The sequence below is a fragment of the Flavobacterium faecale genome (assembly GCF_003076455.1).
GTDB classification, from domain to species: Bacteria; Bacteroidota; Bacteroidia; order Flavobacteriales; family Flavobacteriaceae; genus Flavobacterium; species Flavobacterium faecale.
In genome coordinates this window covers 1,228,203-1,242,941 of sequence record NZ_CP020918.1, presented here as the reverse complement: position 1 = coordinate 1,242,941, position 14,739 = coordinate 1,228,203, and the positions used below count along the sequence as shown (strand labels likewise).

General features: G+C 34.4%; 12 protein-coding genes. 2 read left to right on the top strand and 10 right to left on the bottom strand.

What is annotated here, in order from left to right; genetic code table 11:
- Nucleotides 1-115: 115 nt before the first annotated feature.
- Complete coding sequence (locus FFWV33_RS05450) at nt 116-1,081, bottom strand: outer membrane beta-barrel protein (protein ID WP_108739974.1); 966 nt, start codon at nt 1,079-1,081, stop codon at nt 116-118.
- A 480-nt stretch (nt 1,082-1,561) separates the two neighbouring features.
- The gene (locus FFWV33_RS05445) at nt 1,562-3,352 is read right to left on the bottom strand and encodes a chondroitinase-B domain-containing protein (protein ID WP_159085977.1); all 1,791 of its coding nucleotides are present in this window, start codon (nt 3,350-3,352) and stop codon (nt 1,562-1,564) included.
- A 275-nt stretch (nt 3,353-3,627) separates the two neighbouring features.
- Between FFWV33_RS05445 and FFWV33_RS05440 the strand changes: the two genes are divergently transcribed.
- Complete coding sequence (locus FFWV33_RS05440; RefSeq protein WP_108739972.1) at nt 3,628-4,395, top strand: Bax inhibitor-1/YccA family protein; 768 nt, start codon at nt 3,628-3,630, stop codon at nt 4,393-4,395.
- Between the two features lie 137 nt (nt 4,396-4,532).
- On the opposite strand, the gene dinB is transcribed toward FFWV33_RS05440, so the two are convergent.
- Nucleotides 4,533-5,624: a DNA polymerase IV gene (dinB, locus tag FFWV33_RS05435; RefSeq protein ID WP_108739971.1), complete on the bottom strand. Its 1,092-nt coding sequence runs from the start codon at nt 5,622-5,624 to the stop codon at nt 4,533-4,535.
- Nucleotides 5,625-5,795: 171 nt separating this feature from the next.
- On the opposite strand from dinB, the gene FFWV33_RS05430 reads away from it, so the two are divergent.
- Complete coding sequence (locus FFWV33_RS05430) at nt 5,796-6,269, top strand: CYTH domain-containing protein (protein WP_211316286.1); 474 nt, start codon at nt 5,796-5,798, stop codon at nt 6,267-6,269.
- Here the strand turns inward: FFWV33_RS05430 and FFWV33_RS05425 are convergent.
- The 7 genes from FFWV33_RS05425 to FFWV33_RS05395 all read right to left on the bottom strand — a co-directional run bounded on the left by FFWV33_RS05425 (nt 6,266) and on the right by FFWV33_RS05395 (nt 14,715).
- Nucleotides 6,266-6,736, bottom strand: a complete 471-nt coding sequence (locus FFWV33_RS05425; protein ID WP_108739969.1) for a septal ring lytic transglycosylase RlpA family protein — start codon at nt 6,734-6,736, stop codon at nt 6,266-6,268. The genes FFWV33_RS05430 and FFWV33_RS05425 overlap by 4 nt on opposite strands.
- 84 nt (nt 6,737-6,820) lie before the next feature.
- Nucleotides 6,821-7,252 (bottom strand): hypothetical protein, encoded by a 432-nt coding sequence (locus FFWV33_RS05420; RefSeq protein WP_108739968.1) that lies wholly within the window; start codon nt 7,250-7,252, stop codon nt 6,821-6,823.
- A 114-nt stretch (nt 7,253-7,366) separates the two neighbouring features.
- Nucleotides 7,367-9,010 (bottom strand): glucose-6-phosphate isomerase, encoded by a 1,644-nt coding sequence (gene pgi, locus FFWV33_RS05415; RefSeq protein ID WP_108739967.1) that lies wholly within the window; start codon nt 9,008-9,010, stop codon nt 7,367-7,369.
- A 303-nt stretch (nt 9,011-9,313) separates the two neighbouring features.
- Nucleotides 9,314-9,844, bottom strand: a complete 531-nt coding sequence (locus FFWV33_RS05410) for an immunoglobulin domain-containing protein (protein ID WP_108739966.1) — start codon at nt 9,842-9,844, stop codon at nt 9,314-9,316.
- Nucleotides 9,845-9,992: 148 nt separating this feature from the next.
- Nucleotides 9,993-11,216 carry a M23 family metallopeptidase gene (locus FFWV33_RS05405; RefSeq protein WP_108739965.1) on the bottom strand — a complete coding sequence of 408 codons (1,224 nt, stop codon included), beginning with the start codon at nt 11,214-11,216 and terminating at the stop codon, nt 9,993-9,995.
- Between the two features lie 59 nt (nt 11,217-11,275).
- Nucleotides 11,276-12,049: a DUF3108 domain-containing protein gene (locus FFWV33_RS05400; RefSeq protein ID WP_108739964.1), complete on the bottom strand. Its 774-nt coding sequence runs from the start codon at nt 12,047-12,049 to the stop codon at nt 11,276-11,278.
- A gap of 455 nt (nt 12,050-12,504) precedes the next feature.
- The gene (locus tag FFWV33_RS05395; RefSeq protein ID WP_245891672.1) at nt 12,505-14,715 is read right to left on the bottom strand and encodes a patatin-like phospholipase family protein; all 2,211 of its coding nucleotides are present in this window, start codon (nt 14,713-14,715) and stop codon (nt 12,505-12,507) included.
- Nucleotides 14,716-14,739 lie beyond the last annotated feature (24 nt).

The window sequence follows — 14,739 nt, the reverse complement described above, 5'->3', positions numbered from 1 at the left end:
AATCCATTCAACAATTATCTATAAAATAAAAGCATCAAGACATTTAATCCATAAAAAAAGGCTGCCCGAAAAGTGATTTTCGGGCAGCCTTTTGTATTATATGAAATTTAGATTATTATAGGTTATATTTCAATCCTAATGTTAATCCTAAACCACTAATCCCTACGTAAGAACTTAATTCTTCCTTCGCTTTTGTAGTATCAGCATTGGTATTGTATTCACTGTTGTTTGATGTACTATTCAAGCTACTTACATAATTTGTATGGATTGCAGAGTAAGATGCTGCTCTGAAACTTGTAGTAGTATTTAATTTATCAACGCCGTTTTCAGTATAAATTTCTGTTTCTTTGGTTTTACCATGTACAGTAAAATTACGGTATTCTAATTCAGCAAAAGCAGAAAGATTTTTTCCTAATTTATAAGAAGTTCCCAAACTTGCCATAAATCCAAGAGTCGGATTTGGCTTAATTACATCTTTAGAGTAGGCTTTTGTTTCAGCAACTTGATTAGCTCCAACAAAAGTAAGGTAGTCTCTATTTGTGTCAATTTCTAATGTTCCGTGTACTGGAACAATGATTCCTACTTTCGTATATGGTTCGAATCCATGAGATTTACCTAAAAACAAAACTAATGCAGGTGATAAATCAAATGCTCTAATTTTTCCCTCAGCTTCAAAACTAACATAAGTAGCGGCAGGACTAGTTGCAGGATTGTACGAAATCAATCTATTAGTAGTTTCAGCCATTGTTTTACTATTACTTGAATAATAATTCAATCCCATTTCAACTCCAACGCGGTTATTAATTCTGTAACCACCAGTTAATCCAGTTCTAAATCCTTCTCCAAATGAACCCGTAACACTTTCTCTAGAAGCTAATTTGTTGCTTCCCAATGTTCCTGTGTACACATCTCTATTTGGCAATTGCCCACCTACTACAGGAAACTCAGTTGCTGCAGTTTGCACAAAGTATGATCCACCAACTTTAAGGTACCATCCCTTATCAGTAGTGTCCTCTTTGGATTGCCCCATCATAGTTATTGAGCAAGCCATCATTCCTAAAAGTAATATCTTCTTTTTCATAATAAATAATCGCGTTAAACGATAGTTTTTAGTTAATTGCAATATCACAAAATTATATTATTTTAAGTCACATTATAACATTTAAGCTTATTAAATATGTAATAGAAAAAGATGATTTTTACATCACTTTTACTATCAAATAGTTACAAAAAAAGTTTAACATAACTAGCTTACAAAGTAGTCCATTTAGCTACCAAAAATAGAAGGTAATAATCAAATTGTGATAACTACATCGTTTTCATTATAAGTATAGCACTACAATAGAAATCATAAAATATGTAGCTGAACTATACTTATTCCAATTCATACAATCATTTAAAATGGATAGGAAGCATTGGAATCTAGAGGAAACTAGATCAATAATAATTACGTAGTATAACTAGCTTTTATTTAAAAAAGCAAAAACCTCTATCAATATATCCAAAGTTATATTGATAGAGGTCTTATTATAAAATACAGTTCGAACTATATTGTACTACTTTATTTCACGAAAAGTTTAGTTGCTGTCCCGGCTTTCAAAACATACACACCTTTTGGTAGCGCACTTATATCGATGCGATCAGCAGTAGACCCAATAAAAATATCTTTAACCACTTTTCCTTGTGCGTCAATAATCTGAACTTTACCTACTATACTATCTCCAAAACTTATATTTAAAAATCCGTCTTGAACAGGAATTGGATATAAAAGTAACGCTGAAGATTTTATATTATTGGATACGACAGCTAAATTTGAGCTTGCGCCAAAACCAATCTTAACTCCTACATCTGCTACTTTGTATGGTACCCTAGTTCCACCAGCACCAAATTCTTCTGCACCAACATCAAAAAGGGTTGGTCTTGCTCCGTCTAAAATATCTTTTGTTAGAAAAGAATAACTACCTGATCCCGCATCAATAGCTGGACTAGAAGACGGCAGACGATACATGTCTGCTCCTGCACTTAATAGACCAGAGGTAAACGTCAAATTACCCGATGCAGTTATGTTTGACGGCCACGTACCCGATTGCTTCATATTACCTGTATAGGTATAAGCCGAAGAAGCATCTGCTGGTCTTATTTCGTCCACAGCTTTGCTTGCAGAAGTTGGCATGATAAAAATATTGTTTGCTGCTACCATTCCTAACGCAGGAAGTGTATAACTACCTCCACCTAAACGAAGACCAGAATCAACATTTACAAAGGTATTATTGGTAATCGTAATGTTTTTTACTTGATAATAGCCACTTAAATTTGCACCATTTACAGAAGTTGCAATTCCGCCAATTAAATTTATACCCCCTAAATTACTTGAAGTTCCATTTCCGGCAGCAGCTGATTTGGTCGCGTTTACATTTTCGATATAATTATTATAGATCTTATGATTTTCGCCCAAAACACGAATACCACCAGAAAAAAGATTGTTATCTGCTAAAAAATAATTCCCATAAACTTCGCAATCATTTCCGTGACGTAAGGTGAGCGAACCACTGTAATTCTTAAAAGTATTGTTATAATATTTATTTTTACAGCTTTTATTAGATATTACTTCAATCTCTCCAAACCAATTGCTAAATAGGTTTTCATACACTTCTGTATAAGAGTCTGATAATGATGTTGAACTGTTTCCTATTCGAATAGCATCTTGATCATTATTTTGATCTACATAAGTTCCAACAAAAGTACGGTCACCAAAATAGTTGTGGTGTATTTTGGTGTAATTTGCCGTTGTTACATCTCTATTATCATTAATTGTACTCCCAATACCATTTTTACCTGTAAAAGAGCAATAACTTATTTCGTTATACTGTCCGTACAATAATACCCATTTGTATACCAAAGTAGTAGTTGCCGATTGAGCAGCTGTACCGTTGTAGGCATCAATTTTGACGTTGGTCAAAGTGCAATTACTGCAAGTATTTGAACTATCATATCTAAATTTTACCACAGGTTCAAGGGTAGTTGTAGTTGCTACAAGGTTGGAAGGGTTTCTAAAAACCACTCCTTGAAAAGTAATGTAAGCACCACCCATTGCTACTCTTGAATTACCTTCAAAAAATACCTGTCCTGGAGTTTGTGCTTTTATAATAATTGGATTTTCGGCCGTTGCTGTTTTTTTAATATTAACAAAAGTATCGGTCCACACCCCATCGGCTAGTGTAATGGTTGTACCTGGACCAGCATTGGTAATCGCAGTTGCCAAAGCAGCATTGCTATTTACTAATTGAGCCGTTGCGCCCATTGAAACTAAAAGCACTAAAGCTTGTAAAATAGGTAGTTTTATTGTTTTCACTGTTCTATTGAGTTTTGATAGTGAGTCGATTCACTTAACAAACCTAAAGAATTATTTAGAATGCATTGCAAAATCTAACTAAAACTGGTTAACCAGTTACCTTTGTGACTAAAAATACTTACATGGCGAACATTAAATTTTTCGAAAAAAAACACTCTTAATCGAAAACGACAAATGAAATAAGTTGCATCCTTAAACTTTAACTAAAATAAAGGGTCAATTTTTTGAATCATTATAATTTAAATTATCTTTGATATAACAAATAAATAGAAACTATGGAATTTAAATCACGTAATCCGTTTTTAAGCAATAAATCATTCTCTGCTACTTCAAAAACAGCTCAGGTTCATGAGGCGTCTGTAATAGGACAGGACCAAGAAATGACTTTGTCTGGAACCATCAACAAAACGGCTTTACTATTTTTATTATTAACTGCCTCTGCAATGGTAATTTGGTGGATGGCTTTTAACGGAATGAATCCAATTGTACCTACAATAGCTGGAGCCGTAATAGGCTTGATATTAGTAGTCATCTCAGCGTTCAAACCACAATATTCTGGTTATTTGGCTCCGGGCTACGCACTTTTTGAAGGGTTATTTATCGGAGGGATTTCTGCAATTTTTGAAGCACAATTTCCTGGCATCGTCATTCAAGCGGTGGGTGCTACTTTTGCTACCTTCTTAGTTTGTTTAGGATTGTACAAGTTTAAAATTGTAAAAGTAACAGAGCAATTCAAATCGGTAGTAGTTGCGGCTACAATGGCAATAGCAACTTACTATTTGATCTCATGGTTAGTCTCAATGTTTACTAGTTTTCAACCTGTACATTATGGCAATTCAATGATGAGTATAGGTATCAGTGTATTTGTGATCATCATCGCAGCACTTAATATCTTTTTAGATTTTGACCAAATTGAGCAAGGCGTTCAACAAAGAAAACCAAAATATATGGAATGGTTTGGTGCTATGGGATTAATGGTTACCCTAGTTTGGTTATATATCGAATTTTTGAGATTACTATCTAAGCTGTCAAGTAGAGACTAAAAACATATCTAAATAAATTGAATCCTTCTGAAAAGAGGGATTTTTTTTTGTCCTCTACCTAGATTATTATTGAAACCAGAATATATTTTTATTTTATTTTGTTCGAAATAAAAAATGCCAATCAGTGCTCCATCATATTAAAACTTAAACTTTAGTTGTACGGCTACGACTTCTTTCTTTTCTGATGTTTCGGTATTAAGGTTACTCATTGAAATCCCTAATAATCGTACTGAATCTTTCATTCGCTCCTGATACAATAGTTCTTCAATCGTTTCCATAATTAATCCTTTGTCAGCGATAAAATATGGCAATGTTTTGGAACGTGTTTGTTGGCTAAAGTCACTATATTTTATTTTCAAGGTTACCGTTTTGCCCGAAACAGCATTTTTTTTTAACCTGTTTTCAAGTGTAGCTGCAATTCCTTGCAGTTGTTCGAGCATAAAAATCTCTGATGAAAGATTGGTTTCAAATGTATGTTCTGCTGCAACTGATTTCGAAATTCGATCCGATTTTACTGGACTATTATGAATCCCTCGAACCACATTATAATAAAATGCACCTGCCTTTCCAAAATGCTTTTCAAGAAATTCTAACGACTTCGATTTTAAATCAACTCCCGTAAAAATCCCTAACTGATACATTTTTTCGGTGGTAACCTTACCTACTCCGTAGAATTTTTTGATCGCTAAATTTTCTAGAAAAACTTCTACCTCATCTGGCTTCACCGTCTTTTGCCCATTTGGCTTGTTGTAGTCACTAGCAATTTTGGCTACAAATTTATTTATCGAAATTCCTGCAGAGGCCGTCAATCCAACTTCATTAAAAATTCGGGTACGAATTTCTTCTGCAAGATTGCTAGCACTAGGGTTTCCCTTTTTGTTTTGAGTCACATCAAGATAAGCTTCATCGAGTGACAAGGGTTCGATCAAATCGGTATAATCTTTGAAAATGGCATGGATTTTTTTCGAAATTTCTTTGTACCGTTCGAAGCGAGGTCGTACAAAAATTAAATCGGGGCAATTCCGTTTGGCTTGCACGCCACTAATGGCCGAGCGTACACCAAATTTTCGAGCCTCATAACTAGCGGCTGCTACTACACCACGATTTTCAGATCCACCTACAGCGATGGGCTTCCCTATTAACTCAGGATTATCCATTTGTTCCACCGAGGCGTAAAAGGCATCCATGTCAATGTGTATAATCTTTCTTTCGGGAAACGGTTGATCCATAGTACAAATTTAATCAGGATTTGGTTTTGGAGGTGTTAATGTTATAAAAATATTTTACTTTTGAAAACAAAATAACCCTGACGACAGTAACAGTCAGAAGTAGCTAATTATTTTGAGAAAAGTACAGCAAATCATGAGGCTTCAAGCGAAGTTCCTAAAACATATAAAATTATGATAGAAATAGAACGCAAATTTTTGGTTACCTCAGACGCTTTTAAAAAAGAAGCCTTTTCTGAAAAAAGAATCAAACAAGGCTACTTGAGCTCGGTACCCGAGCGCACCGTACGCGTACGTACAAAAGGTGATCGTGCCTTTTTGACTATCAAAGGAGCATCAAGTGAATCTGGAATGTCTCGATTTGAATGGGAAAAAGAAATTAGTATTGAAGAAGCAGAACAATTACTACTCCTATGCGAAAAAGGTATTATTGACAAAACCCGCTTCGAAGTAAAAGTGAAAGGGAATGTTTTTGAAATTGATGAATTCTATGGAGAGAATGAAGGTTTGATAATGGCCGAAATTGAGCTTTTGTCTGAAAATGAAAAATTTGAAAAGCCAGATTGGTTAGGAAAAGAAGTAACGACAGATGAACGATTTTATAATTCGTATTTAAGTCTACACCCTTTTAAAAACTGGCAACGTTAGTCTACAATTTCTTCAATTGTTACAACCATTACGCCTATACCTTTGTTTTTAGCAATTTCCATGAACCCTTTTTTGGTCAAATCGATTTCACGTCCTCTGGAGAAAGGACCTCTATCGTTTATTTCAACGATAATCGATTTACCACTAGCTTGATTGGTTACCTTTAATTTGGTGCCAAAAGGAAATTTTCTATGTGCGGCAGTGTAGCCATCATTACTAAATTTTGCGCCACTTGCCGTACGCCTCCCATTAAATTTGTCGTGATAATAGGAGGCATTAGCATCTTTTTTATAAAATTTAAGTTTTAATTTCGGATCTTGAATAACGCTATCTTTGGCAGTTTTGGTTGTATTACCACTAGTTTTCATAGTGTTGATAGTAGCTTTTATTTTATCAACTACAGGGCCTTTGCTAAATGCAAACCCTATAACTGCGATCAAAAAAAATAGTGTTATAGTTTTTTTCATGTTGATTTTTTTTATTACTATCTACTTTGCAATAACCATACCTAGCGCTTTAGACTTACCAAAAAAACTAAGTTGTAATCTAGATTATAGGGCAATATGCCACAAATCCCAAGGAATTCTGCTCAAAATAAGCACCAATCCTAAACCGTAATAGATTACAAACGTTTTGAATTTCTTGTTGCTTTCTACAATTTTTTTATGTTTTGTCCAACCGATAGTTATTAATGCAATCGCAATAATATTAATTAGCGGGTGCTCTAACGAAGTTAATCGTAATGCCTTGTCTGACATTTGTCCCAAAGATGTTGCTCCTAGTGGCGAAACGAAATACAAGATTAGTCCAAATAGCAATTGGGTATGCGTACCAATCAATCCCATGATTCCTACTTTTCTATCCCATGGAGTAAATTCTTTTTTAGAAACCAAACCAATAATAGAGTTAACAACGGCCAAAACCAATAAAAAAAGAGCCAAAAAAGCCCAGCCAGAGTGAAAATGCTTTAAAATATCGTACATAAAAATTTATTTTTTAAAACAAATATAAGCAAAAAAGTAATAAAAAAAAGCCTTAACGATCGATAAACGTTAAGGCTTTGGTGTTTAAAATGCCTTTTTGAGGCTATTTCTCTATTACTTATTTTCGAAAAAATAATTTAATAAAAAAGTAGTTGAGCTATCATGCTCTTTTACTGTTTTTGTATTAATCTCTGCCAAAATAGAATTGGCTAATTGTTTACCTAACTCTACGCCCCATTGATCAAAGCTGAAAATATTCCAAATAATTCCTTGTACAAAAATCTTATGCTCATACATTGCAATCAAAGATCCCAAAGTTCTTGGAGACAACTTTTCGATCAAAATTGTATTTGTAGGTTTGTTACCAGTAAACACTTTAAAAGGTAAAAGGTAAGCAGCAGTTGCTGCATCTAGTCCTTGTTTATCAAACTCAGCTTGCACTTGATCAGCAGTTTTTCCATGCAACAGTGCTTCTGTTTGCGCAAAGAAATTCGACATTAATTTATCATGATGGTCTTCATCACCATATAATGGTTTTACATAACCAATAAAGTCAGACGGAATCAATTTTGTCCCTTGGTGAATCAATTGAAAAAAGGCATGTTGCGCATTCGTTCCTGGCTCTCCCCAAATGATAGTACCTGTTTGGTAGTCTACTGGCTTACCATCTCGACCTACACTTTTACCATTACTCTCCATAGTTCCTTGCTGTAAATAAGGCGCTAATTTTTGCAAATATTGTGTGTACGGAATCAATGCTTCGCTCTCTGCTCCAAAAAAGTTATTGTACCAAACACTTAACAAAGCCAAAACTACAGGAATATTTTTATCAAAATCAGTAGATTGAAAATGTATATCCATATCATTTGCTCCTTCAAGCAACTGCTCATAATTGTCATATCCAATCGCCAAACTGATCGTTAATCCAACTGCACTCCACAGCGAAAAACGTCCTCCAACCCAGTCCCACATCGGGAAAACATTGTCAGGATTAATTCCGAATTCGGTAACTTTTTGCATATTTGTAGACACTGCCACAAAATGCTTGGCAACATCTTCTTGCTTAGCAGTAGTCAAGAACCATTTTCTAATCGTTTCAGAGTTAGTAAGCGTCTCTTGGGTTGTAAACGTTTTTGAAACAATCACAAAAAGAGTCGTCTCTGGATTTAATTTCTTGATAATTTCATTTACATGATCCCCATCAACATTGGATACAAAATGAACATTCAAATCATTTTTATAAAACTGTAAAGCCTCTACCACCATTGCCGGACCTAAATCTGATCCACCAATACCAATATTAACTACATCTGTAAACGTTTTCCCTGTGTAACCTGTGCGCTGTCCAGAAACAACTTCGTTAGTAAAAGCTTTGATTTTTGCTTTAACCTCGTAAACTTCAGGAACAACGTTGACACCATTTACGTTTACAACTTCAGTTTCTTTGGCTCTCAAAGCAGTGTGAAGCGCCGCTCTATTTTCAGTTTTATTAATTATAGCACCCCCAAAATAATCAGCAATGGCCTCCTTCAAACCCATTTCGTTTGCCAATTCCACCAACAAAGTCATCGTTTCTTGGCTAATATTGTTCTTAGAATAATCAATCAAGAAGTTATTCCATTGAATGTTGAATTTTTCTGTTCGAGAAGTATCCTCTTTAAACATTTCCTGCATAGAAACGTTTTGTATTGCATCAAAGTGTTTTTGAAGCTTGCTCCAAGCTGCAGTTGTTGTTGGATTATTTGTTTGTAAAGCCATTTTTTTTAGTTCAAGATTTTTATTACCGTAAAAATACTGAAAATAGTTTTAACAGATTTGTAATGGCAAACTAAATCCTCATTTAAAATTATTATGGAGATTTCTTGAAGCGAAATTTCAGGCTTTTTCAGTAGATTAATTTCCCGCTCTCCCTAATATCTTGTGGGGGCAAAACCAAAGCCCCCACAAGGATATCTCCCGAAACTTCGGGACGATCAGGGCTGGAAGACTATTTTTGTCTTGTTTTTGGGAATTCTAAATATCAAAAAGAACAGCATTACAACTGCACTTTGCGCCATACAGTTATCTTACAACACTTTTTGCAATACTATCTTGAGGAATGCTCAATTGATAATTCCATCGACTATTTTTATGGCTATTAAAAGGAGTATGCAGCAAAGCACCAATACCATAATAAAAAGCACCAACACCAATTAGTAGCGGAGCTATAAAATTGCCCTCGTTACCATGTTCGCTATGGCTATTATCCGTGTTTTTAGTATTAACTGACAGTAATACCACGCCCATTCCTGCAACTGTAGCACCTGCCGTCTTTATAGTTGTAGAAAGTATTGACAATCCTAGCGGACGATAACGAACTTTTTTTATAGATTCGATTAGTACTACTTTCTTATCAATCAAGATTGTTTTGTCATCAAGTATTTGAAACCTACCTAACATCCTTTTACCATCGGTAGTCTTAATACGAACTCTTTTATTCTCGCTCAAGAACTCAACTCTTTTACTAGATTTTTTAATCATGTACAGTCCCTTTTCCTGACCATGTACCGCAAACGCAATAATTAAACAAAGCAATAGTATTGTATTTTTCATCCGTTACACTTTAGCATTTAATCCTTCTCAAATCTACTTGATTTTATTTAGAAACACCTAGAATTCCTACCAAATCAACGTATTCGAACAAAAAAAAATCATTGCCCAAAGACAATGATTTTTAAATGCTAAATATTTAATTTTTATTTTATAAATTTCCTATGCTATCCAATTCTCTTTTCAGTGGTTCAATTTTTTCTAAAAACCTTGATTTATCACTTCCAGTCATTGGTTCACCCATTGGCAGGTTTAATTTTAATGCATCAACCTGTACCCCGTTTTTCCAGAAACGATAACATACGTGCGGGCCTGTTGCGAGTCCTGTGCTACCAACTTTCCCTATAACTTGACCTTGTGTCACGCGTTGACCACGTCGCACCAAAATCTTAGACATGTGTAGGTATTGAGTCGAATAGGTTCCGTTGTGTTTTACTTTTACATAATTACCGTTTCCTGCGGTATAACCCGTCATTTCGACTACTCCAGCAGCCGTTGTGGTTATAGGTGTACCTGTGGGTGCGGCATAATCTGTACCCTTGTGCGCTTTCCAGCGTTGTTGCACAGGATGAAAACGATTGTTAGAAAATCGAGACGAAATGCGGCTGAATTTAATTGGTGTCTTTAAAAACAAATTTTTCAGGGTTTTTCCGTTCTCATCATAATAATCGATTTTACCCGTCGATATATCTTTCACAAACGGAAAAGCGTAACTTATTTTACCTTTATATTCAAAAAACATACCTTTCAATTCATCCACTCCATTATAGATTGAGTCGTTGACGTAGCGTTCTGTAAACACGATTCCAAAACGATCTCCTTTTTTTAATTTAAAAAAGTCAATAGTCCAGGAGTATACTTTGGTAATTTGACTCGCCAATCCTGTAGAAACTTTAGCATTGTCAAGTGTTTCAGATAAGGAACCTTTCAATACACCCCCAATAATTTTTTTTCGAATGGTAATTGGTCTTGTTTTTTTGTGAGCAACAACCAAGCTGTCTCTAAAATCAAAAATATAATAATTTAATGGATCGGGTTGGTAAACAAAAACCTGAAGTTTATTGGTTTTATTTTTGGAACGAAGCATGGTAAACGCTTTGTTTGGTCGAATGATTCGTACATCAAAGGTGTCTTTTACAGCTTGTACAATCTCATACACTTTGCGGTCACCAATATTCTGTTTTTCGATGATGGTTCCAAAAGTATCTCCTTTTCTAACGGTATCTTGAATAACATTAAAGTCGGCATAATTAAACCCAAAGTCAGAGAATTCGACTTTGGGTTTGGTTACTTTTTGTACCTCAACTTTTTTTTCTGTTTTATCACATGCGACGAATGTTGCTAAGACGAGGATTAAGGAGGCTATTTTATTCAAACTTTTATTTCTTTATTATGTTTAAACTTTTGTACAAAGTTAGTTGGCTATGATTTTATTTATTTCGATTTAATTTTAAAAGGACTACTTAACCCTTTAAAACCATCTAGATCGGCCTTTATCGAACCTACCGCCAAATTGGCTTTTATTCGAACAGGCAATTTATTATCATCGTCTGAAATCCAAACCGTCAAACTTTCTTGTTCTTTAAAAACACGTCCAGATTGTACCAATGGTCTAAAGATCATGGATGAAACGACTCCAAATTTAGTTTTAATATCTTCACGACCAATATACTTTAACTTAAATTTTGTGGTTTCATCGTCAAAAAACATATCAATAGCGATTGATTCACCAACTTTCAACTTATCAATATTGGGATGATTTCTTAGATAATAAAAAGACGAAAGAATATCTTGGGTATTATCTGGAATACTAAACGTCTTTTCGTTCTTATTCTTATAATCTTTTACCACAATTTTATTGGTCGATTGATAGAAGAAACCTTGTTGGTCTTTGGTGTATCCACCTTCATCTATTTTTCGAGTAAACAAATATGGGTTGCCGGTGTTTTTGTCAATGTAACTTTCATACAAGTCATCTACTTTGAACAAGAAACGAGACATTCCGGTGGTGTATCCTTTTCCAACAACATGGTACACTTTTTTGTTGTCTACAATGGCATCTTTTACCTCTAGGGTTGCATAGCCTGCATTTACAATTCCGTAATGAATTCTAAACTTGAACCATTCGCCCGTATCATAGGCGTCGTCTTTTGGAGTATCAAAACTGAAGAGGGTAATCAATATTAAGAAGAGTACTAACTTTTTCATAGGGAGATATTTTTAAAAATTTTATCAGCCGTATGTCATTCGCATTTTCTACTGGATTAAATATCCGTTGAAGAGCATGCTCCTTTCATAACTTACTTTATTTATTGACTAGGAATACAAAATTTGTTCCAAATATATTAAAACATAAAAACTCAGTCAAATAATGACTGAGTTTTTATACTATTAACTAACCAAAAAACTATAAATTATGAAATTTATATCAAATAGGAAGGAAACCACCCCTTCCGTTTTGTGATTACAAAGTTAGCTAAGAACATTGAATATTCTACACTAAAAATACATTTTCAGATACGATTTGTGAACTTGATTCATAAAAAGGCTTATTTTTTTACATATTATAAAAAATAGCTACTTTTTATAAATACCCAATAATTATCTTAAGGTTGCTCTACGATAAAATGGCTGCATTAAATACCTAAAACTACGCTTTTTAATCAAAAAAGGAATCCAATAGAGATCCAAGTGTATCCTTTTGAGTTATCTGGGGTCCAGGTGTGCTTTATTTCGATTGGACCAATAATAGTTTCCAATCCATAACCCACCGCATAACCTGAATATTTGGGTACTTTGAACCAATCATTTACATCTTTAAAAATTCTATCACCTACATTGGCATAATTGGCAGAAAAATTAATATGATTGTTTTTATAAAATTCATAATCCAAATTACCCAAGGTCTTGATATAACTATTTCCGCCAATACTCAAAAAATCATATCCGTAAAAAGGCCTGAAATTATTAAAAGGATTATATCCATAACCTCCTAATACAAAATTTAAAAATGGTACCGTCCTATCTCCCGTAGAAAAACCGGCTTCATTTTTTATTGTAAAGGTGACATTATTGAGAATAGTAAAAGCAGCACCAATTTCGCCTTTTATAATAGTATTGGGATTAAATCCATTCGTATAATCTGAAGAGGTTAGAAAGGTATGCACATCCCCGGAGAAAGCGTATCCCTTGGTTGGAAAATGTTTATTGTCAAATGTGTCGTATTTTGCATAGCCAAAAGCGCTAAAATAATTACTGTTGTCAATAACTGGATTGGAACTGCTCAGCGTTTCTGATTTTATGTTCAGGTGTTTTAACTCCAAGCCTCCACCTACTAAAAATCGCTGAATGAACAGGGATTGAAAATACAACTGATTGGTCAAATCCCAATAATCGACATTTATGGTATTCATCCCCAAGAAAGCAAAATTTAGATCGTTTGATGTATTAGTAATATTTCGATTAAATTGATTGAACTGCGATTTAAAACCAACATTAAAATTATAACCATTCTCTACATAATAGTCAAAGTTATATCGAACATTGTCACCAAGAACCAAATCTAGTGAAGCAATGTCATTTTTAAAGAAGCGTTTCTTTTGTGTCAAATTGATTAAGACACCACTTTTGAACAATTCATCGTAGTGCAAACCAAACTTTAAATAGGACTTAACGGGTTCTTCTTTGAGTTCTAAATTCAAATCAACTACCCCGTCTTTTTCATTTGGTGTTAGATAGTAATTAATATGGCTAAAGTTGTGTGTGGCATCAATATTATTAATTCCTTTCTCTAATATTTTATAGTCGACTTTTGACCCTTCTTTAAAACGCAATTTCCCAGTAATATACTCCATGGTATAATTATTAAGTTCGTTGCACTTTATTTCTCCAAGTGTCAATTTATCTTCGCAAAGTTTCAATGGTGGTTTTACATATCCTGGCTCGATTTCGGCTACTGCTTTTAATTTTTCGTAGACAGAGAAAGCGGCTTCTTCTCCTTTTTTAATAATTTCGACCCCTTGACCAAAAGAGATTACACCATAGTCCTTAATATTGGGTTTGATGTAAATGTCTGTGCGCTGCACATTACTCTTCATTTTTTCAATAGAATGCAAGTTGGTTATTTGCACCAAAATTTTGGTAGCATCATTTAACCCTTTCTTACTGAGCAAATCATCTTGTACATCTACACCTATTATAATGTCTGCACCCAAGGCTCTGATTTCGTCAATAGGATAATTATTGGTTACTCCACCATCAATCAACAATTCTCCATTTAACTCTATCGGAGAAAACAACGACGGAAAAGCAGCACTAATAAGCATGGCTTGTGCCAGGTTACCCTTATCTAGTATGACTTGTTTACCTGTTTCAATATTAGATCCTATGCACAAGAACGGCGTAGGTAAGGCATTAAAATCTTTTATATCGCGTACATTGCGCGTTAATTTGTTTAATAGATTAAAGTTGTACAGTCCTTTTGAAATGGCTTGCGGTATTCCAATTCTAAACCTATTAAATGGCAAAACTAGAGCGTATCGTTCATCATTTCCTTTTTCGTAAAAATTCTTGGAAGCTCTCGGAATATAATCACTCAACAACTCATCAAAATTGGTAGCAATAAATATCGAGTCCAATTGTTTCGCGTTATAGCCTGAGGCGTATAGCCCACCTACGATAGCGCCCATGCTGGTACCACCTATGTAGTCGACTTTCACTCCTGCTTCTTCAAGTACTTTTAAAACACCAATATGCGCAAAACCTTTTGCTCCACCACCACTTAGCACCAAACCTACTTTAGGTCTTTTTTGCTCCTGACTCAACATTTGACAACCGGTAAGCACTAGTAGGATTATTGTAATGATTTTTTGCATAGAAAGTAAAAAGGATTTAAATGG